The following is a 20,710-nucleotide window of genomic DNA, read 5'->3' on the forward strand; positions in this document are numbered from 1 at the left end:
GGCTCAACTTAATAACCAACTCATGCATATGTTGGCTGGTAGCCCAAGATACTACTATGGTAGCGAATGATCGCAAGCGAAAGTCACTGGGTTAATTGACAAAAGCACAGCCGAAAATATCAATCAAAGTTAACACTACATAGTTAAAGATAATGTCTATACTTTTAAGCAGATGACAACGGTTCACTAATATTCTAATGCTATCGGAGTAGACTCTTTGGCTACATCACTTAAATTCAGCAGTAAACCTAAACCACAAGCAACACCAAACACCTTGCCCCCTTGGCAAGTGCTGATCGTTGATGATGATGCTGCCGTTCACCAAGTCACTAAACTAGTGATGCGAGGGTTTGAGTTCAGCGGCCGCAATATTGAATTTATCTCAGCCTATAACGCCGAAGATGCCAAACAGATCCTACAAGCCAACCCTGATATCGCCATGACCCTGTTAGATGTTGTTATGGAGAGCAACGACGCAGGATTGCAATTAACCCGCTGGATACGGGAAGAGCTAGGGAACCTTAATATCCGAATTGTCCTGCGCACGGGGCAACCAGGCCAAGCACCTGAAGAGAAAGTCATTCGCGACTTTGATATCAATGATTACAAAGAGAAAACAGAACTCACCCACGCTAAGCTTGTGACCGTCTTCTATGGTGGATTGCGGGGCTACCGCGATATCATTAAACTTGAACGCGCTAGGCAGGCACTGAGGCGCGCCATCAGTGCGATCTCGTCAGTTTATGATGTGCAAAACCTAAGAGAGTTTGCTTCGGCGGTACTCGACCAGCTCAACGATCTGCTTAATTTTAATGGCGATGGCCTATGTGCCAGCCTATCTGAAAGCTATACCGCAAGCTCAAATGAAGGCCACCTTAAAATTTTAGCGGCGACCGATGCCTACTCTGAACTCCATATCGACAGCAACATTGATACCCTTCCCTCCCAAGTTAAAGGTGCGATAAATAAAGCCTTAGAGGAGAAACAACATCACTTTAATGACTTTTCTGTGACCTGTTATTACCGCAGTAAAGTGGGCAGCGAAACCGTTGTTTACCTCTCTTTCGACAATAAACTTGAACCAGAGGGTCGAGAACTGCTGGAGATCTTCACCGCCAATGTCGCCATTACCTATGAGAGCCTATTACTGCGTGACGAGATAGAAGAAACCCAAAAGTCGACCATCTACATTCTTGGAGAAGCTGTTGAAAAACGTTCAAAAGAGACGGGGGCCCACGTTAAACGCGTTGGTGAAATCGCGGCATTACTGGGACGGGGTCTTGCACTGCCCGAGCGCTATATCAACGATCTTTTGCAAGCTGCCCCGCTGCATGATATCGGCAAAATCGGCATTCCAGACGATATCCTTAATAAACCCGGTAAGTTTGAACCCGAAGAGTGGGAGATCATGAAGCAGCATGCTTTTTTAGGCTACGAACTCCTCGCCAGCTCAGACAAACGCATTTTACAGCTGGCAGCGGTCATCGCCCATCAACACCATGAAAAGTGGGACGGTAGTGGTTATCCACAAGGTTTGTCAGGCGAAAATATCGATATGGCGGGCAGGATATCTGCGCTTGCCGACGTGGTCGATGCCCTAGTCAGCAAACGTTGCTATAAAGAGTCTTGGCCGCTCGCTGATGCGCTAGACTATGTCAAATCACAACGTGGTATCCACTTTGACCCTGCACTCATCGACGTACTGTTTGCCAATTTGGATAAACTCGACGACATATACCAACGCTATCCCGACGCACCAGGCGCTCCCTAAGCTAAGCGAAACCAATAACAGAAGAGACTTGAGCAGGCGAACTAAATGGAAAAAAAGCTGTTTGATGAAAATGAAGGTCGGACGTTAGCCGAAGCTGCATTACGCCAAATTACAGAAAACACCTCACGGGAAACCGGTGATCAGTTTTTTCGTGTGCTCGTGCGAGATCTCGCCAAAGCGTTAGATGTCTATTATGTGATTGCCGGGCGTATCGTGATCGATGAAAACATGAAAGAGCATAATCAAACCTTGGCCATCTGGGCCGGTGATGATTTTATGGACAACATATCATACCCGCTCGATGACACCCCTTGCAGCAATGTTTCATCGCAAAACATGTGCTTTCATGCCAGTGGAATATGCACCCTATACCCCCAAGACCAACTGTTAGTCGACATGGCAGCTGAAAGCTATATTGGCATGTCGATGATTGATACCCAAGGTAAAACCTTGGGCATACTGGTTGCACTGGACAAAAAGCCTATCGACCAGAATAAACGCCTTTTAGGACTTTCGTTACTGTCGATATTTGCAGCCCGATGCGCCGCTGAATTACAACATCAAGACCGTGAAGCGCAACTAGAAAGCCTTGTGGAGCAGCGTACCCAAACCCTCAAAGCTGCGCAAAAAAAACTGCTAGAGCAAGAAAAAATGGCCGCACTAGGCTCATTGGTTGCTGGTATTGCCCATGAGATCAACACCCCCATTGGCGTGGCGGTGACAGGTGCATCTAGCCTGATTGAGTTCTCCAATACTTTAGATAAACGCCTTAATAGTGAAGAGGTCACCATAGAGGAGTTACAAGAACTTATCGACTTGGTGAATCAAGGGGCTAAGCTAATTGATAGCAATTTACAGCGCGCTGCCAGTTTAATCAGTAGTTTTAAACAGCTCGCTGTGGATCAGAGTAATTTGCACCAGTCTAAAATCGAGCTAGGTGAATACATCAATAGCATTTTCATTGCCCATGCTGCCGCACTGCGCAGGGCTAAAGTGAGCTATACACTCTCCGCCCCCGATAAAATCATCATGTACCTTCCCGCAGGTAAATTGGCGCAATTACTCTCTAACCTAATAATGAACAGTCTCACCCATGCCTTTCCCGATGAGCAAGGCGGGCAAATAATGGTTAATGCTGAACAAGAGGGTGACCAAGCGGTGATCACGGTAGCCGATGATGGCATTGGCATCACTGATGAGATTAAGCATCATATTTTTGAGCCCTTCTTCACCACTCGCCGCGGTGAAGGTGGCAGCGGCCTAGGGATGCATATTGTCTATAACATAGTAACGAGCCTAGGGGGCACAATAACCATCCCACACAGCCCTAAAGGGCTAACATTTGTCATCACCTTACCGCTATCGATAACTGACCAGCCTTCACCATAGTGGACTGAATCACACACGAGTAAATTACCTGCTTACAGCGATTGACAGTCTCTAAAGTACAGCAGTAATATCAAGAGACTAGGCAATTGAACGCCTGAAAGTTTAATCGAAAGTCATGCCTTGCAGATGTGGTGGAATTGGTAGACACGCTAGCTTCAGGTGCTAGTGCCCGCAAGGGCGTGGGAGTTCAAGTCTCCCCATCTGTACCAACAATTTAACGCGCTAACCTCGCGCGCAACAAAGCTAAGGCTTAATAATCAAACCCTATTTGTGCTTTAACTCCGGCGTCAAACGCATGTTTAATCGGTTGTACTTCACTCACAGTATCGGCTAGCTCAATAATCACACGGTGACATGCCCTGCCAGTAATGATCACATGCTGCATTGGCGGGCGATTATTAAGCGCATCCAGTACACGCTCAAGCTCGATATAGTGATAGCTCACCATATAAGTGAGTTCATCGAGCAAAATAATATCGATGGTTTCATCTTTGAGTAATGCTTCAGCCGCTTCCCACGCACTCAGCGCTGCTAAAGTGTCCTTCTCTTTATCTTGGGTTTCCCAGGTAAAACCTGTTCCCATCACATGGAACTCAACACCGACTTTCTCTAACACTGCACGCTCACCGCAAGGCCAGTTGCCCTTAATAAACTGCACCACAGCCGCCTTTTTTCCATGCCCTACTGCGCGGGTAATATTGCCAAATCCCCCCGTAGACTTACCTTTACCATTGCCGGTCAAGACCAGTAACACGCCTTTCTCTCGTTGCGCTTTAGCGATTTTGGCATCCACGGCGTCCTTCACTTTTTGTTGGCGCGCTTTATGACGCTCGGCTTTTATTTGGTCACTGGTTTTTGCTTGGGTATCGGTTTTATCATTCATGGTAAATTCTCTAATTACGCTTTATTTATCAGGCTATTTGCATGTCAGGTGCTAGGCCTATTCTCTACTGGTGCTTCGCGTCAATAGCGAGCCCTATTTAACTCGTTTTCTCGGTCAAAATATCAGCCAGTTTGTTCATATCCATATGCTGCGCAAGCATATCGGCGAGTCTATCGAGCTGAGTCATGCGCTGAGCATCAAGATTAATGGCTTCAACCTCTTTCATCCCAGCCCACTTAAGTAATAATTGCGCCGCCTGCGGCTGGTCAAATAGCCCATGCAAGTAGGTACCCAAAATCTGATTATCTGTCGACAGAAAACCATCATGCACGCCCAGCCTTCTTTCATCAGGGCGCAGTGATATCGGGGCGGCTTGGGTCGTTAAGCACTTTGTTTGGCCACAGTGGATTTCATACCCTTTAATTGGCACCGTTTCACCTACCAAACTGAGCTCACCCACGACCTGAGTTAACTGCTTCGTGGGCGTTAACCTTGTCACGAGAGGCAGCAAGCCTAATCCATCACTCTCACCCACTTGCCCCTCGACGCCAGTGGGATCATCTATCGCCAGTCCCAGCATCTGGTAACCGCCACAAATGCCAATCACTTTGCCACCATACCTGAGGTGAGTGTTGATCAGTCTGTCCCAACCATTACTGAGCATGGTCGTGAGATCTTGGCGCACACTCTTACTCCCCGGCAGAATAATCAGGTCGGCTTGGGGCTGTTTTCCATCAAACGGAGCGGTTACCGTTTGATAGGTAAACTCAATATCATCATGCAATCTTAAGGGGTCAAAATCTGTATGGTTGCTGATCCGGGGCCACACCAGCACCAACACCTTAAATTTGGGTTGCTCGGTTTTAATCGGCGCTACCATCAGCGCATCTTCAGCGTCCAGATGCAGGTCATTAAGGTAAGGCAACACCCCCAGCACAGGTTTATCAATTTTGTTTTCTAGCCAATCGAGCCCCGATTGCAGCAAACTAATATCACCGCGAAACCGATTAATGACCACTCCTTTTATGCGTGCCTGCTCGGATGGTGACAGTAACATCAAGGTACCAACAATATGGGCAAATACCCCACCTTTATCTATGTCAGCAATTAAAATTACTGGGCAGTCGACTGCTTCGGCAAACCCCATATTGGCAATATCACCTTCACGCAGATTGATTTCTGCCGGACTCCCCGCCCCCTCCACCATCACGAGTTCATATTGAGCTTTCAAACGAGATAAAGAATCTAACACGGCCGCCATCGCCTTGGTGCGATAACCCTGACTGTCTTTACCAAAATAGGTTTGACCATCCATATGCGATAGCGCTTTACCTTGGACAATGACTTGTGAGCGAGTGTCAGAACTTGGCTTAAGCAAGATAGGATTAAAATCCGTATGTGCAGCCAGTCCACACGCTATGGCTTGCAGCGCCTGAGCTCGGCCAATTTCGCCCCCATCACTAGTGACAGCGCTATTAAGTGCCATATTCTGAGGTTTAAAAGGCGCAACATTGACACCTTGCTTAGCAAAGTAGCGACACAAGCCCGCCACCAGCGTACTCTTACCCGCATCAGACGTGGTACCCTGCACCATCAAGAGCTTCGCTGGTTTTTCACTTTTATTTGGCATAGTTATTCGGCATAGTTTTTTGACATAGTTAGTAGACTCATTATCTTGCTGCTATCGACGAACCATGCGCCTTTCGCTTTATTGGCGAATGATTTGCCGCTTCCATTGTTAACCTTTCAGGGTCATCGGCAGCCCTGCCGTAACCAGCACGACTTCATCAGCAATGGCGGCAATGGCCTGATGCAGCCAACCCGCTTCATCGACAAATTGACGGCTTAAAGGATCGGCCGCAACAAGCCCGCCCCCCACCTCATTTGAAACAAAAATAATCGTTCCTGGTAACTGAGATAATGTGGCTAAAAACTCACTTCTTACCTGCGGCCAATCACTGTTTTTTGATAACAGTTGATTGGTCAACCACAGGGTTAAACAATCGACGAGGATCACTTGGTTGTGCCGCGCATTCTCCGTTAGGCAATCACTTAAATTTAGTGGGCACTCTAAGGTACGCCAAGGTAAATCATCTTCTGTGCGTTCCTGTTGATGGCGCTGAATACGACTCGTCATCTCTTCATCGAACGCCTCTGCCGTAGCCACAAACAGGCAATCATCACCTAGCGCTACTCGCTTGGCTGCCTGGGCTAACGCGTGGCGAGACTTACCACTGCGCGCACCACCTAAAACAAAATGGATCATAAACTCACCGCCACAATAAACAGATAACAGCACAACTCACTCACCTGCTGCGCCGCGCCTAAGGTGTCCCCCGTGTAACCACCAATCTGCTTTCTAAACCCGAGAATCAATAGGTAGCGCAAGACGACAAGTACTACACATAAACTAAGGGCGAAACTGACACCTGATAACCATAAGGTAATAATTGCTGTGAGCAGTAGTATTCCTAACTCATTGACGGTTTGTGATTGCGCCAGCGGCTTACTCTTGCTGCTGGCATCCTCACGAACATATTGCTCAGAATAGATAATCGACGCAGCAAGCACTCGGCTAAGGCAATGTGCACTGACTAACGCCGCCATCACAAGTTCCTCCTGATACAGTGCAATTTCACTAAGCAGCACAAACTTAAGCCATAGTGCGAACACCAGCGCCAGCACTCCATAAGTGCCAACTCGAGAATCTTTCATAATGGTGAGCTTATCTTGTAGCGTCCAGCCACCGCCAAAGCCATCTGCGGTATCGGCCAAGCCATCTTCATGAAAGCCGCCAGTCACCAACACGCTAGCTATCATGGCAAGCACAATCGCCACACTGCTAGGCAGTAGCATATTAGCCAACAAGTAAATGCCAGCGCTAATGAGGCCAACAAGCACACCAACTAAGCCAAAGTAGCGACTGGCCTGATTGAGTTTTTCACTATCGACCTGCACCCAGTTAGGCATAGGAATGCGCGTAAAAAAGCCCACCGCAATAAAAAATAGGTTTAATTGCTTTATCACCACCTAGTGTTCACTCCTCATCCCAGCTCTGCAACCTTCCAATCTTCAAGCTAAATCTCAATACCTAAATCTTGCAGACTTGCCATCTCGTTATAAAAGCCGCTTGCTGCATGCACCAAAGGCAGCGCCAATGCCGCCCCAGTCCCCTCACCTAAGCGCATGCCCAATGAGAGTAGCGGCTTAGCCTTTAGATGTTGCAGCATAAGCTGATGACCACGCTCATCAGACTGATGCGCGAAAATCATATAATCACGTGCCGCAGGGGCGATGGCGACTGCGACCAAGGCAGCCGCCGTGGCAATAAAGCCATCAACCAAGATCAACATCTTATGCTCTGCGGCGGCAAGTATTGCCCCTGTCATTTGCACAATTTCAAAACCGCCCACTGCCGCTAGCACACCATAGGGATCGGTTAGCTGATCTCGATGAAGGTGTAACGCCTGCTCAATTAGCATCTGCTTTCTGGCCATGACCTGAGCATCGATGCCAGTGCCGCGTCCGACACATGCAGCCACATCCATATTTAACATTGCCGCCATAATCGCTGCCGCCGATGACGTATTGCCAATACCCATCTCACCAAAAGCGAGTAAATTAGAGCCTTGGCCATGATGAAAGGCAACCCGCTCTTTCGCCATAGCAAAGCCTTGCTTAACCGCCCCTAAGGTCATGGCGCTTTCTCGATGAAACGGCTGAGTGCCAGCACCAAGTCGTTGATTAATTAATTCCGGTTCATCGACAATAGGTGATGCGATGCCGCAATCAATCACCTCAAGGGTAAACCCCGCTTGACGACAAAAGACATTGATCGCCGCCCCACCACGTAAGAAGTTGTAAACCATCTGCGTGGTCACTTCACTCGGCGCAATCGACACACCGGATGCGGCTATGCCATGATCGGCGGCGAACACCAGCATTGCTGGGCGATGAATTTGTGGCCGCACTTCCCCCAACACTTGGGCGATTTGCAGTGCCAGCGTTTCTAATTCACCTAACGCCCCAAGTGGCTTAGTTTTACTATCGATATTGGTTTGTATCTGCTGATCAAACTCATGATTTACGGGGGATATCGCGAACATCTACACCTACCTTTAATCAAACGACGAGTGGGTAATCACGCCCTAACGGCCGCGTTTACCCCCTAAGATAAAGAGAAAAAAAACACTACCAATAACAGCGGTAATGATGCCGATGGGCAACTCTTGATAGCTGAGCAAACAACGAGCAAGTACATCGACCCAAATCATAAAAAGACCGCCAACAATCCCTGTAGTCAACAGTGCAAATCGCCCTGGTAAGAGTAGCCGCACTATGTGAGGGACCATTAAGCCTACAAAGCCGATACCGCCGCAATTTGCCACTAATACTGCTGTGATCAACGAACATAAAAGCAAGATGCTAAGCCGTAAACGTTGGACGTTAATCCCTAAGGTATGTGCCGTTTCATCACCCGCTTTAATAGCGATAATTTGTCGTTTAAATAACAAGATAGTTAGCGTACACACAGCAACGACAACCAAAGGTAACCAAAGTGTTGTCCAACTGGCTTTTGCAAAACTGCCCAGGCTCCAAAACAGTACCGATGCCGCCGCTTGGGGGCCGGAAAAATAGAGCAATAAACTGGTCAAGGCACCAAACATAAACGAGATGGCAACCCCAGATAGCAACATCCGCTCTATCTGAGTGCTAAGGCTGCGTCCGCATAAGGCCAGCACCATTAATACCGCGACACTGGCCCCTAAAAATGCGCCAACGGGTAAACTGACATGACTCAACCAAGCACCGCTATCGACACTTGCACCGCCAAGCAGGGTGATCACTACTACGGCGCCAAATGACGCACCAGAGGAGATACCAAATAAGTACGGATCGGCAAGCGGATTGCGGGTCACGGTTTGCAATACTGCGCCAGCGATAGCAAGGCCAAAGCCTGCGACAAAGGCCATCATGATCCGCGGCAAGCGCAGTTCCATAATAATCCGACTGCTAATGTCTCCCTGAGATTGGTCAGTTAACTGACCAATCACCACCTGCAATACCTGGCTCACTTGAATATCTGCGGCACCAAAACTGGCGGCAATCAGCGGCGTCATCAGTGCCACCAGCAAAACCAGTAACAACAGCGGCAAGACCCTCGCAACTCGCCCCATCATTTCGACAGGCAACGTCTTCATGGCATCACCTCGTCATGTTCTGTCATGCCATTATCGCTATATCCGTAAAAATAGTTTATCTGCGGATTACCATGCTGAGGGTGCGATGTGACCTGACAACAGACACCAAACACCGAACCAATTTGCTGCTCATTGAGTACTTGTGCTGGAGTGCCCTGTATCACCGACTGGCCTTTATCGAGCAGCAAAAGCTGATCGCATAAGGCACTGGCCAAGTTGAGATCGTGGATGGAGATAATTACGGTTATATCCAAGGATCTTAATAACTCTAAAATCTGGATCTGATAGCGGATATCAAGGTGATTTGTAGGTTCGTCGAGGATCAGTAGCTCTGGCTTCTGCACAATGGCTCTGGCAATTAGGGCGCGTTGCTTTTCGCCGCCAGATAGCTGTTCATAAGGCTGCGAGGCTCGCTCAGTGAGCCCGACAGTGGCTAATGCGTTAGCAATATCCTGTTTATCTTGCGCACTGGTCAGTGAAAATGCGCCCTTGTGGGGAGTTAACCCAAGACCTACCAACTGCTGCGCTGTCATATCAAAATAGTGCGGCGTGTCTTGTAATACTACGGCCACTTGTTGGGCAAATATTTTGGCTGAGAAGGTGTTAATGTCTTGGCCAAGCAGAGTGATGTCACCACAGGTGGGCACAAGATAACGATAGAGGCAACGCAATAGGGTAGATTTACCCGCGCCGTTAGGACCGATAACCCCCAGCATCTTGCCCTTTTCCAGCGAAGCACTAATATCGGCCAAGATGGCTCGTTCACCACTGTGCCAGCTTAATCCCTTGATGGATAAAGCAAGTGGTTGCGGGTCATCCATGGCCTAAACCACCTAGAAATGTAGACCGCTGTGCACAGGCATAAATACGGACGTCGTGACGTCCATCAAACTGGTTCATCATTAGCTCCCTCAAGTCACCCGCTTGAGTCATTAGGCTATAGAGTAAGGCAGGTATCCTGACTTGTGGTTGAAATAAGGCACTACTAGCCTTACTTAACGCACTCACAGTTGCGGGCACAGTTTGGGCTCAAGGCTTTCGCCTCTCCCAATTCCCTTATTAAGTTTGAGTTATCCGCCTGTTTAAAGGATACGGTTCTCAACACCTTTACTCTCGGCATGAGGTATTCACCTTGATGCCTAAATTGCTGGCTATTATGCGACATTTCAAACAAGAGGCAAGTCTAGCGGCGTAAATCACTGTCCTAGATTGACTCTCCCCAATGAAGCCGCCAGTGACAAGTCCCATCTTCATCTCTGAAATGAGTAATTTTTACCACACTGGCATATTCTAAGCTGAGTTGAGTATAAAACCCCACTGCTTGGCTAACACCTAAGGCTTTAGCCATCAAGTGTCGAATCACACCACCATGAGTAATAATCAGTAGCTTCTCCTCGCAGTGCTCGGTGACTAGTTGCTCAACGACCTCATCGAGTCGTTGTTCAAAAGTGCTCATCAGCTCTCCTTCAGGCAAAGGATGCAGCCAAGGGTTTTGCCAATAAGCCGTTAATTCAGCACCATGTTCAGCATAAAGTTTCGGGATCAATTGACCATCCCAACGGCCAAAATAGATCTCTTTCAACCGCTCATCGAGCGACACATTCACATCTCGTTTTCGTGCGATATAGTGAGCGAATTTGGCACAGCGCATCAGTGGCGAACTGACGACTCTATCGACCATCTCAGGCAATTTGGCGTAAGCCAACTGCATCTGCGCGAAACCAATTTCAGTCAATGCCACATCACAATGGCCACGCAAGGTGTTTCCCCCTTCGCACTCACCATGACGCATAAGGTACAGCGTTGTTTGTGCCATATTAATCAATATCGTCAACGACTAAGTCTTTAGAAGGATACGCTTAACAAATCGAAAATAGCAAGGCTCACCAATTTAGCTTTTGATAAAAAATAAAATATTTACAATCTAATCAGTATGTTTCTAAGCGTAACAAACACACATCGACACCGCTCCGCCCATAACAACTCACCAAAACATGAGGCCCTAGCGCGGATACGCAGGCTTATAACAAGCCTAGGTTTATCATGCGCAAAGGTTATACTGTTTTGACTTGCCCTAAGCGTAATAAGTCGCTTATTATAGACGTCTATACGTTTATACATCCAAAAATAGAAAGCGTTAAAGTATCCTTATTACACTGTAAGTTAAACAGTGAGTTAGTTTAAATAGGTAGAATTTTATGGCGACCCGTACCCCTGTTAATCATGTTAGACAGATAGCACCGCAGATCCTTGAGCAGCTCAAATCACAGATTTTGATCCTCGACGGCGCAATGGGCACCATGATCCAAGATCATAAGCTTGAAGAGGCCGATTTCCGCGGCGAACGCTTCAAAGACTGGCCAAGCGATGTCAAAGGTAACAACGATCTACTGGTGCTGACGCAACCTGAGATCATCAAGGGTATCCATAAGGAATACCTACTTGCTGGTGCCGATATCATCGAGACCAACACCTTTAACGCCACGCGGATCGCCATGGCTGACTACGACATGCAGGAGTTATCGGCCGAAATCAACCTCGAAGGTGCAAGGCTTGCACGCGCCGCAGCCGATGAAGTTGGCATAGAAACAGCACGTCCCTGTTATGTGGCTGGCGTCCTTGGCCCGACCAACCGTACCTGCTCTATAAGCCCTGATGTCAATGACCCAGGCTACCGTAACGTCAGCTTTGACGAACTGGTTGATGCCTATATCGAATCGATTGAAGCACTGATTGAGGGCGGCTCAGATATCATCATGGTTGAAACCATTTTTGATACCCTCAACGCCAAAGCGGCGCTGTTTGCCGTCGAAACCGTATTTGATGAAATCGGTCTGCGTTTACCTATCATGATCTCTGGCACCATTACCGATGCCTCAGGCCGCACCCTAACCGGACAAACAACGGAGGCGTTTTACAACTCACTACGCCACGTCCAACCGCTTTCAATCGGTCTTAACTGTGCCCTGGGTCCGCAAGAGCTCAGTCCCTATGTGCAAGAGTTATCCAAAATTGCAGAATGCTATGTCTCCGCGCACCCTAACGCGGGTTTGCCGAACGAATTTGGTGGCTATGATGAAAGCCCCGAAGAGATGGCAGAGGTCATTGCCGAATGGGCTCAAGAGGGCTTTCTTAACATCATTGGTGGCTGCTGTGGCACCACGCCAGCCCATATAAAAGTGATTCGTGACGCGGTCATTTCACATCAAGCACGTGCACTGCCCGATATTCCAGTGGCTTGCCGCCTATCGGGACTTGAGCCACTGACCATAGATGCAAGCTCGCTGTTTGTTAACGTGGGTGAGCGAACCAACGTCACTGGCTCGGCCAAGTTTTTACGCCTGATTAAAACGGGAGAATACGACGAAGCACTGTCGGTTGCCCGTGAGCAGGTAGAAAGCGGCGCGCAAATCATCGACATCAATATGGATGAAGGCATGCTAGATGGCGTCGAGGTGATGCAGAAGTTCCTCAACCTTATCGCCTCTGAGCCAGATATCAGCCGAGTGCCGATTATGATCGACTCCTCTAAGTGGGAGGTGATTGAAGCAGGATTAAAATGCATTCAAGGTAAAGGCATCGTTAACTCTATCTCCCTAAAAGAGGGTGAAGAGAGTTTTATTAAGCAAGCTAAGCTGGTTAAACGCTATGGCGCGGCCGCCATCATCATGGCATTCGATGAAAAAGGTCAGGCCGATACAAAAGCACGTAAAGTTGAGATCTGTACTCGCGCCTATAATGTATTAGTCCACAAGGTGGGATTCCCACCAGAAGATATCATCTTCGATCCTAATATTTTTGCCATCGCCACCGGTATCGACGAGCATGACAACTACGCCGTCGACTTTATCGAAGCAACGGCCGAGATCAAACGCACCTTGCCTCATGCCATGATCTCCGGCGGTGTATCAAATGTGTCGTTCTCCTTCCGTGGTAACAACCCTGTCCGAGAGGCCATTCATGCGGTTTTTCTCTATCATGCCATTCAAGCAGGCATGGATATGGGTATTGTTAACGCTGGTCAACTTGCCATCTATGATGACATCGACGCCGAACTAAAAGAGAAAGTCGAGGCCATTGTACAAAACCTAGCCTGCCCCGTGGCCGACAGCTCCAACACCGAATTACTGCTAGAAGTCGCGGAGAAATTCCGCGGCGATGGCGGACAAGTGGCTAAGAAAGAGGATTTAGAATGGCGCAGCTGGGCAGTGAGCAAACGTCTAGCTCATGCCCTAGTTAAAGGCATTACCGACTATATCGATGAAGACACCGAAGAAGCTAGACAACAAGCGACACGACCATTGGATGTGATTGAAGGGCCGCTCATGGATGGCATGAATGTGGTCGGCGATCTATTTGGCTCAGGTAAAATGTTCCTGCCCCAAGTGGTAAAATCCGCCCGTGTAATGAAGAAAGCAGTGGCTTACTTAAACCCCTACATTGAGCTAGAGAAAGTCGAAGGTCAGTCTAACGGTAAGATCTTAATGGTCACCGTAAAAGGCGACGTACACGACATAGGCAAGAATATCGTTGGCGTGGTGCTGGCTTGTAACGGCTATGAGGTGATCGATTTAGGGGTGATGGTGCCCGTTGAGAAGATTATTGAAGTCGCCAAGGCGGAGAATGTCGATATCATCGGCATGTCAGGATTGATCACGCCCAGTCTAGACGAAATGGTGCATAACGTTAAAGCCTTCCATAAAGCTGGGCTTACCATCCCCTCAATCATTGGCGGCGCGACCTGCTCTAAAATTCATACCGCAGTTAAAATTGCGCCCCATGCTCCAACCGGAGCCATCTATATCGCCGACGCGTCACGGGCCGTGCCTATGGTATCTAAGCTGATCAGCAATGAGACTCGCCAAGCCACTATCGATGCCACCTATGATGAATACCAGATAATGCGCGACAAGCGTAACTCGCAAGAGAAACGCAAACAGATCACCTCGCTGCAAGCCGCACGTGACAACCGCTGTCAACACGATTGGGCCAACTACACACCATATGAACCTAATCAGCTTGGACGTCAGGTGTTTGATGACTACCCATTGGAAGACTTAGTCGAGCGTATCGACTGGACCCCTTTCTTCCGTAGCTGGGAACTGCATGGCCACTTCCCTAAAATCTTGGAAGACAAGGTCGTCGGTGAAGAAGCTCGCAAACTATTTGCCGATGGCAAAGCCATGCTTAAGCAGATCATTGATGAAAAATGGCTTACCGCCAAAGCGGTTATCGGCCTGTTCCCCGCCAATACCGTTAACCACGATGATATTGAGCTCTATACCGATGAAAGCCGCAGCGAACTTGAGTTGACCACCCATCATCTACGCATGCAAATAGAAAGAGTGGGCAACGATAACTTCTGCCTGGCTGATTTTGTCGCCCCTAAAGACTCTGGCGTTGCCGACTACATGGGCGGTTTTGCCGTCACCGCGGGCCATGGTATTGACAAGCATATTGCCCGTTTTGAAGCCAACCACGATGACTACAATGCCATCATGCTCAAATGTTTAGCCGACCGTCTAGCCGAAGCGTTCGCCGAGCGTATGCATGAGCGAGTCCGTAAGGAGTTCTGGGGCTATGCCGCTGATGAAGCACTCGACAACGAGGCCCTAATTCGCGAAAAGTACAAGGGCATACGCCCAGCACCGGGTTACCCAGCTTGCCCAGATCACACCGAAAAGGGCTTGCTATGGGACCTGCTCAAGCCAGATGAAACTATTGGACTTAATATCACCGAAAGCTACGCCATGTTCCCCACCGCTGCGGTGTCGGGTTGGTACTTTGCCCACCCACAATCACGCTACTTTGGTGTGACCAATATCGGTCGCGATCAGGTGGAAGATTATGCCGCACGTAAAGGAATGAGTATTGAGGAAACCGAACGCTGGTTAGCGCCAGTATTGGATTATGACCCAGAGTAAGAAGTGATTCTGATTATTCAGGAGCGACCTTACGCTAACGCGGTCTAAGTCTGTCTTACGACCGATAAAATCGTGGAAATCCATTCCACATTGGGGCAAGAAGGGGGATCAACAGCCCTCTCTTGCATCTCCCCATGCCACCCATAACGAAGTTACATGCATGAGTTAGGCTCCTCATACTCCCATAAAAATCGCAAACGGCTCAAACAGGGCTTACCAGCCCCTCCGAGCCTTAGCCATCAGCTATGATGGTTATACAGCACTTTTATCTACGTATTTCGACAACTTCGATGGGGAATGTTGTTATTTCTAACTGCCACGATTTATCTCGATCACAAGCCTGAGCATCAAACTGAACAGAACCATCATATTGAGGCATAATAGCCAAAAACAGAGCATTAAAATCGGGTATAAACATGATATTAATTACTGGCGCCAGCAGTGGCTTAGGTGCGGCATTAGCAGCCTTGTATGCACAAGATGGCCAAACGGTTGTGATCACCGGACGCGACCAGACACGTCTACAACAAATCAGTAATGGTGCCACAAATATCCAAGCCATCGCAGCCGATTTAAGCAGTGAAACCAGCGTGTTCTCCTTACTCAATAAAGTCCCCCAGCAACCCAGTAGTGTGATTCACTGTGCGGGCAGTGGTTATTTTGGCCCCATCGAAAACCAAACTGCCGATGAGATAACAAAACTGCTCAACAACAATGTTACTTCTACCATCTTACTAGTGCGAGAACTGGTAAAACGCTATAGAGATCAAGAGGTCAACCTAGTGATAGTGATGTCTACCGCAGCACTGGCAGCCAAAGCAGGCGAGTCCACCTACTGCGCGGCTAAATGGGCGGTGCGCGGCTTTATCGAGTCCATACGGCTTGAGTTAAAAGACGCTCCCATGAAACTTATCGCCGTATACCCCGGCGGCATGGACACAGGCTTTTGGCCCAGTAGCGGTAAGGTGCTCGACACCTCAAGCTTTATGTCGGCCGATGAAGCTGCAGGGATGTTGAAGCAAGCGTTAGTGGCCACTGAACATGGCTATATTGCAGATATCACGATTCAGCGCGGCTAACGCTTTAGCGTTAGACATTGTATAGAGTCGCATCAAACACCGTCGGATTTATGCCCCGACGGTACTTATTAACAAACTTAAGCAGCTAGATACTGATCCAACATTGCTTGTATTGCATTGGGCTGAATAGGCTTAGTTAAATAGTCATCGGCACCCAATTTGAGGGCAAACTCTTTATCCGACTCCTCAACGAGTGAGCTGATCACAATTACTGGGATAGTTGCGGTTGAATTATCACTCTTCAGATGCTTAATAACCTGATAGCCATTGATATTGGGCATAGTGATATCGAGTAAAATCAGGTTAGGCCGCATAGCGGTCAGCACCTCAATCGCACCACTGCCAGAATTGGCTGAAGCCACCTCATAATCATCCCCTAAGATGGCCAATAGCACGCCAGTGCAAACAGGGTCATCATCAATAACCAAAATCTTTGCTTTGTCCATCTACACCTCGGTAAGCGATTGTCATGATTCAAATTGTGTATATTGTAACCAAGTTAAAGGCAAATGCCAGTTAGTCGTGATCACGTACAAACGTATGACTTAAGATGGCCTGCATTAGTTCCAAGGCTTTCCCATTAATGCCACCAACTCAGCTGGAACACGCACCACTTAGGTACCGCAATAGCTCACAAATGGACCGAAACCCGCTGGAGCAGGCCCTGCAAACGCTTCTGCACCTTTTTGTTCGGTATAGGGGCTCGCCAATATCGCAGTTAGCTTTTCAAAAGGCTGATAATCACCGCGCTGAGCGGCCTCAATGGCAGCTTCAACTTGATGGTTGCGCGCAATATAGAGTGGATTAACTGCGTTCATCTGCACAACTCGCTCTGAAATCGATAATTGCTCTGTAGCCAGTCGCGCCAACCAAGATTGACGCCATTGGTTAAATTTCTCACCATGGCTAAACAGGTTTTCACTCTCATTAGCCCCCGTTTCAAGGTCGGTAGCTAATTGGCGAAACAGCATAGTAAAATCGACCTGCTCTCCCTCCATAGACTCAAACAGTTGCTCTGCTAACGCCTCATCGCCTTGTTCTTGTGTCGTGAGGCCTAGCTTGGCACGCATGCCCGTGATCCAGTGATGCTTAAACTGTGGCCAAAAATCGGTCACTGCCTGCGTTGCTTTATCTATCGCCACACTCTGCTCATCATCAATCAGCGGTAACAAAGTCTCAGCTAAACGTGCCAGGTTCCATTGGCCAATAACCGGTTGATTATTATAAGCGTAGCGCCCTTCTCTATCGATAGAGCTAAACAGTGCATAAGAGGCATAATCGTCCATAAATGCACAGGGGCCGTAATCAATGGTTTCACCGCTGATGGTCATATTGTCGGTATTCATGACGCCATGCACAAACCCTACCAGCAACCATTTGGCGATCAGTTCAGCCTGCTTATCGCGAACGGCACAAAGAAAGTCTAAATACACTTGCTGGCTTTGTTGCACTTCAGGATAGTGGCGTGCAATGGCATAGTCAGCCAGTTGCTTGACCTTGTCTTGATCCCCCTGCGCTGCAACGTATTGAAAAGTTCCGACCCGCAGATGACTCGACGCCATACGTGTTAGTACCGCCCCAGGTAACTGTTGATTATCCCGTAAAATCGTTTCTCCCGTAGTCACCGCAGCCAATGCCCTAGTGGTCGGAATATTCAGCGCATACATCGCTTCGCTGACAATATACTCTCTTAGCACCGCACCAATCACAGCTTTGCCGTCACCGCCACGAGAAAACTGTGTCGGACCAGAACCTTTTAATTGCAGATCCAAACGTTGACCCGTGCTGTCGAGTACCTCGCCCAATAGCAGGGCTCGGCCATCCCCTAGCTGCGGATTGTAGCCGCCAAACTGATGCCCTGCATAAACCTGTGCCAACGGCGCACTCCCCTGCGGGGCGTGACCACCGGATAATGCGGTTGCCAACAAAGAGGGCTCACTTTGAGTTAACCCTATCTGCTTAGCCAAGGAGGTATTTAGCTTAACCAACGCAGGGGTTGGTGCGGCGTCACCTAGGCAGGCAACATAAAAACCTTCAAGCTGATTGGCATAGCTATTATCAAAGTTTAAGCCAAGATCGATAGGCGTCTGTGTCATGAGGATATCCGTCGTCAAGAAAGTACATCGAGAATCAATGCCCTCTACTGTATACCATTCAGTATAAGAAAGAGACGGTAATTTGCTGATGAAACACTAAGCTAAACCCGCACAAACAAAGGGGATTAAGCATATTCCCCCCAAAAAACGCTATCTGTTCGCTTAGGTTGTGAGTGACTCAAGATCTGATATCGGCTGAGCGAGGACAAGGCGCGTGCCTTGGTTTAAGTAAGTGGTACAGGCGACTCTTAACAGCGACGAGAAATTACTCATTTGCCGATTTTTGAGCAGCACTTCACGGTAAATACGGGTTAGGAACTCAGCAATCGTCAACTCCGCTTCATCAGCGATCTGTTGCAGAATTTGCCAAAAAACGGCCTCTAAACGAATGCTAGTCACAACGCCATCTATGCGAATAGAGCGCGTTTTAAGGGCAAATAGTTCAGGTTCGGCACCGGAATAGATCTCACACATGATTTTCTCCCCGCTTATTACAGAGGCCTAGCCTGAACTTATTTGCGCGCCGAGGCAATTAGACCTTCATCGCCTGTATGATGGTATTACAGCAATGCATTAAATTGCGCTAACCAAGCCGGATGCGCTGGCCACGCAGGCGCGGTCACCAAGTTGCCGTCAGTGATGGCTTCTGTCACCGCAATATCACAATACTCGCCACCCGCTTGGCTCACTTCGGGGGCGCAAGCAGGATAAGCTGATACTCGCTTACCTTTGACAACATTTGCCGCAGTGAGAATTTGAGCACCATGACACACTGCTGCTATCGGCTTATTGCTGTCAGCAAAAGCCTGTACGAGCTCTATTACCGTTGCATTTAACCGCAAGTATTCTGGCGATCGGCCACCCGGTATGAGTAACCCATCAAAATCTGTTGCTGACACCTCAGCAAAGGCACCATTTAGACTAAAAAGATGCCCAGGCTTTTCTGTGTAGGTCTGGTCACCTTCAAAATCGTGGATTGCGGTCTTCACTGTTTCACCAGCCATTTTATCTGGACACACTACAGTCACTTGATGCCCCACCATCTGCAACGCCTGAAACGGCACCATTAACTCGTAATCTTCGACAAAATCACCCGCAATAATGAGTACGTTAGCCATCATTCACTCCCTGTCAGTTAAATACTATCCAAGCTACTTTACCCACCAGCGATGACACGAGGTAATAGCCCATTACTACAAGGCAAACTACAAGCACAAAAAAGCGCCCGCAGGCGCTTTCAACCACTATCGATTTAGTCAGCCATTAGCGAACGATTTTAACTTCAGGTTCATTCAACATGGCCAACAAGGGATTGCTCGCCATTACTTGCGACTTCATCGTGACACCAAGCACTAAGCCAGTAACGAAGCCACCGATATGCGCCCAGTAAGCAACACCTTGTCCCGCAGTGACCAAGCCTAGAATATTAAAGCCTAACCAGATGGCAAAAAATGCCATTGGGCTAAGTTTCTTTTGGTAAATGACAAACATGAAGGTGAGGCTCGCATGACGAAACCACATCAGGTACATACCAAATAGCCCTGCAATTGCGCCGCTGGCACCCACCATATAGATACTCGATGTTGGATCTGCGGCTATTTGCGTTGCTGCTGCCGCTATACCACATAGCAGATACCAACCCAGAAAACGCATCCGTCCCAGTGCATCTTCAAGGTTGTCCCCCACTACATATAAAAAGTACATGTTGCCTGCTAGATGCATCAAATCACCATGAAGAAACATGTGACTGAACAATGACCAAGGATGATGGCCCGCCAACAGATCGCTCGACTGCATAGCAAACTGTTCAAATACCCAATCGGTATTATCGCCGTTAAAGCCATACCCCATAAAGATCAAAATATTGAGTGCCAGCAGTAAATAGGTAACAAGGGGGCGCGTTTTAGGTTTAATATTGAACTCTATTGGCATCTGCGACAGAAATTGAAACACCCAAGTCTTTACGCTGATCTTGGCATCGAGGTCGGCCAGAAGCTGCTTAACTAAAGGCGATTGCACCACTTTTTGTCTCTCATGCTCATCAATCCAAATACCACTACATTGATGGCAGACATCCACCTCAATCTGGTAACCATCCATCAGGTGATAGTGTTCCATGGTGCAGTCACAATGATGACAGCGGCGTGCCGATTCCCCCAAATGTTGGCCTAAGGTCTCCTCAATTCTGACCTTATCATTACCATTGTCAGCGGTTGATAGTGCGCCATTTAACTCGCCGTTTTCAAACCACATACCACCACAGGTTTGGCAGTTATCGACCTCTTCACCATGAAAATCATAGACCTTCATTACTCCCTTATGGCAACCTGGACAACTCATTGTCATCGATTTAAGTCCTTTTACTCT

Annotated in this window: 17 protein-coding genes, 1 tRNA gene and 1 riboswitch; of the genes, 5 read left to right on the top strand and 13 right to left on the bottom strand. The window is 48.2% G+C overall.

The genetic code is table 11. The features are described 5' to 3' along the window. The first annotated feature begins 217 nt into the window (after positions 1-217). The 3 genes from BEL05_RS15250 to BEL05_RS15260 all read left to right on the top strand — a co-directional run bounded on the left by BEL05_RS15250 (position 218) and on the right by BEL05_RS15260 (position 3,369). Positions 218-1,771 (top strand): DUF3369 domain-containing protein, encoded by a 1,554-nt coding sequence (locus tag BEL05_RS15250; RefSeq protein ID WP_069671684.1) that lies wholly within the window; start codon positions 218-220, stop codon positions 1,769-1,771. Between the two features lie 45 nt (positions 1,772-1,816). Then, on the top strand, positions 1,817-3,160 hold the full coding sequence (locus BEL05_RS15255) for a sensor histidine kinase (RefSeq protein ID WP_069671685.1): 1,344 nt from the start codon (positions 1,817-1,819) through the stop codon (positions 3,158-3,160). Positions 3,161-3,282: 122 nt separating this feature from the next. Then, a tRNA-Leu gene (locus tag BEL05_RS15260) sits at positions 3,283-3,369 on the top strand. 41 nt (positions 3,370-3,410) lie between these two features. Here the strand turns inward: BEL05_RS15260 and cobO are convergent. From cobO to BEL05_RS15300, 8 genes are all read right to left on the bottom strand, one after another. Beyond that, entirely contained in the window at positions 3,411-4,043 is a 633-nt protein-coding gene (gene cobO / locus BEL05_RS15265; RefSeq protein WP_069671686.1) for a cob(I)yrinic acid a,c-diamide adenosyltransferase, read from the bottom strand. A gap of 97 nt (positions 4,044-4,140) precedes the next feature. After that, positions 4,141-5,673, bottom strand: coding sequence for a cobyric acid synthase (locus tag BEL05_RS15270; protein WP_069671687.1), 1,533 nt, complete (start codon positions 5,671-5,673; stop codon positions 4,141-4,143). 108 nt (positions 5,674-5,781) lie between these two features. After that, a complete protein-coding gene (gene cobU, locus BEL05_RS15275) occupies positions 5,782-6,309 on the bottom strand; it encodes a bifunctional adenosylcobinamide kinase/adenosylcobinamide-phosphate guanylyltransferase (protein ID WP_069671688.1) in 528 nt (175 codons plus the stop codon). Beyond that, positions 6,306-7,073: an adenosylcobinamide-GDP ribazoletransferase gene (locus tag BEL05_RS15280; protein WP_069671689.1), complete on the bottom strand. Its 768-nt coding sequence runs from the start codon at positions 7,071-7,073 to the stop codon at positions 6,306-6,308. Before BEL05_RS15280 ends, cobU begins: the two co-directional genes overlap by 4 nt. Positions 7,074-7,120: 47 nt before the next feature. After that, positions 7,121-8,149, bottom strand: a complete 1,029-nt coding sequence (cobT, locus tag BEL05_RS15285; RefSeq protein ID WP_069671690.1) for a nicotinate-nucleotide--dimethylbenzimidazole phosphoribosyltransferase — start codon at positions 8,147-8,149, stop codon at positions 7,121-7,123. Positions 8,150-8,191: 42 nt separating this feature from the next. Further along, complete coding sequence (locus BEL05_RS15290; RefSeq protein ID WP_083250371.1) at positions 8,192-9,220, bottom strand: FecCD family ABC transporter permease; 1,029 nt, start codon at positions 9,218-9,220, stop codon at positions 8,192-8,194. Between the two features lie 20 nt (positions 9,221-9,240). Then, positions 9,241-10,065, bottom strand: a complete 825-nt coding sequence (locus BEL05_RS15295; protein WP_069671692.1) for an ABC transporter ATP-binding protein — start codon at positions 10,063-10,065, stop codon at positions 9,241-9,243. A gap of 110 nt (positions 10,066-10,175) precedes the next feature. Continuing rightward, positions 10,176-10,368, bottom strand: a riboswitch (cobalamin riboswitch). Between the two features lie 80 nt (positions 10,369-10,448). Continuing rightward, positions 10,449-11,078, bottom strand: a complete 630-nt coding sequence (locus tag BEL05_RS15300) for a histidine phosphatase family protein (protein WP_245687006.1) — start codon at positions 11,076-11,078, stop codon at positions 10,449-10,451. 364 nt (positions 11,079-11,442) lie between these two features. Between BEL05_RS15300 and metH the strand changes: the two genes are divergently transcribed. Further along, positions 11,443-15,168 carry a methionine synthase gene (metH, locus tag BEL05_RS15305; RefSeq protein WP_069671694.1) on the top strand — a complete coding sequence of 1,242 codons (3,726 nt, stop codon included), beginning with the start codon at positions 11,443-11,445 and terminating at the stop codon, positions 15,166-15,168. 416 nt (positions 15,169-15,584) lie between these two features. Next, positions 15,585-16,247, top strand: coding sequence for an SDR family NAD(P)-dependent oxidoreductase (locus BEL05_RS15310; RefSeq protein WP_069671695.1), 663 nt, complete (start codon positions 15,585-15,587; stop codon positions 16,245-16,247). 77 nt (positions 16,248-16,324) lie between these two features. Here BEL05_RS15310 and BEL05_RS15315 read toward each other — a convergent pair whose 3' ends face one another. From BEL05_RS15315 to BEL05_RS15335, 5 genes are all read right to left on the bottom strand, one after another. After that, the gene (locus tag BEL05_RS15315) at positions 16,325-16,693 is read right to left on the bottom strand and encodes a response regulator (protein WP_028763106.1); all 369 of its coding nucleotides are present in this window, start codon (positions 16,691-16,693) and stop codon (positions 16,325-16,327) included. A 168-nt stretch (positions 16,694-16,861) separates the two neighbouring features. Next, entirely contained in the window at positions 16,862-18,343 is a 1,482-nt protein-coding gene (locus BEL05_RS15320) for a protein adenylyltransferase SelO (RefSeq protein WP_069671696.1), read from the bottom strand. A 162-nt stretch (positions 18,344-18,505) separates the two neighbouring features. After that, positions 18,506-18,817, bottom strand: coding sequence for a ribbon-helix-helix domain-containing protein (locus BEL05_RS15325; RefSeq protein ID WP_028763104.1), 312 nt, complete (start codon positions 18,815-18,817; stop codon positions 18,506-18,508). 86 nt (positions 18,818-18,903) lie between these two features. Continuing rightward, entirely contained in the window at positions 18,904-19,461 is a 558-nt protein-coding gene (locus BEL05_RS15330) for a DJ-1/PfpI family protein (protein ID WP_028763103.1), read from the bottom strand. 145 nt (positions 19,462-19,606) lie between these two features. Then, the gene (locus tag BEL05_RS15335) at positions 19,607-20,689 is read right to left on the bottom strand and encodes a rhomboid family intramembrane serine protease (protein ID WP_069671697.1); all 1,083 of its coding nucleotides are present in this window, start codon (positions 20,687-20,689) and stop codon (positions 19,607-19,609) included. Between the last annotated feature and the right edge of the window lie 21 nt (positions 20,690-20,710).

It is taken from the genome of Shewanella colwelliana (assembly GCF_001735525.1).
In the GTDB taxonomy this organism is placed as follows: domain Bacteria; phylum Pseudomonadota; class Gammaproteobacteria; order Enterobacterales; family Shewanellaceae; genus Shewanella; species Shewanella colwelliana.

What these genes read in the sequence shown, in the direction of transcription:
- cobO (WP_069671686.1), bottom strand. Translation starts at nt 4,043, where the DNA reads ATGAATGATAAAACCGATACCCAAGCAAAAACCAGTGACCAAATAAAA.
- BEL05_RS15320 (WP_069671696.1), bottom strand. Translation starts at nt 18,343, where the DNA reads ATGACACAGACGCCTATCGATCTTGGCTTAAACTTTGATAATAGCTAT.
- BEL05_RS15295 (WP_069671692.1), bottom strand. Translation starts at nt 10,065, where the DNA reads ATGGATGACCCGCAACCACTTGCTTTATCCATCAAGGGATTAAGCTGG.
- BEL05_RS15315 (WP_028763106.1), bottom strand. Translation starts at nt 16,693, where the DNA reads ATGGACAAAGCAAAGATTTTGGTTATTGATGATGACCCTGTTTGCACT.
- BEL05_RS15325 (WP_028763104.1), bottom strand. Translation starts at nt 18,817, where the DNA reads ATGTGTGAGATCTATTCCGGTGCCGAACCTGAACTATTTGCCCTTAAA.
- cobU (WP_069671688.1), bottom strand. Translation starts at nt 6,309, where the DNA reads ATGATCCATTTTGTTTTAGGTGGTGCGCGCAGTGGTAAGTCTCGCCAC.
- cobT (WP_069671690.1), bottom strand. Translation starts at nt 8,149, where the DNA reads ATGTTCGCGATATCCCCCGTAAATCATGAGTTTGATCAGCAGATACAA.
- BEL05_RS15310 (WP_069671695.1), top strand. Translation starts at nt 15,585, where the DNA reads ATGATATTAATTACTGGCGCCAGCAGTGGCTTAGGTGCGGCATTAGCA.
- BEL05_RS15330 (WP_028763103.1), bottom strand. Translation starts at nt 19,461, where the DNA reads ATGGCTAACGTACTCATTATTGCGGGTGATTTTGTCGAAGATTACGAG.
- BEL05_RS15255 (WP_069671685.1), top strand. Translation starts at nt 1,817, where the DNA reads ATGGAAAAAAAGCTGTTTGATGAAAATGAAGGTCGGACGTTAGCCGAA.
- metH (WP_069671694.1), top strand. Translation starts at nt 11,443, where the DNA reads ATGGCGACCCGTACCCCTGTTAATCATGTTAGACAGATAGCACCGCAG.
- BEL05_RS15270 (WP_069671687.1), bottom strand. Translation starts at nt 5,673, where the DNA reads ATGCCAAATAAAAGTGAAAAACCAGCGAAGCTCTTGATGGTGCAGGGT.
- BEL05_RS15335 (WP_069671697.1), bottom strand. Translation starts at nt 20,689, where the DNA reads ATGACAATGAGTTGTCCAGGTTGCCATAAGGGAGTAATGAAGGTCTAT.
- BEL05_RS15290 (WP_083250371.1), bottom strand. Translation starts at nt 9,220, where the DNA reads ATGGGGCGAGTTGCGAGGGTCTTGCCGCTGTTGTTACTGGTTTTGCTG.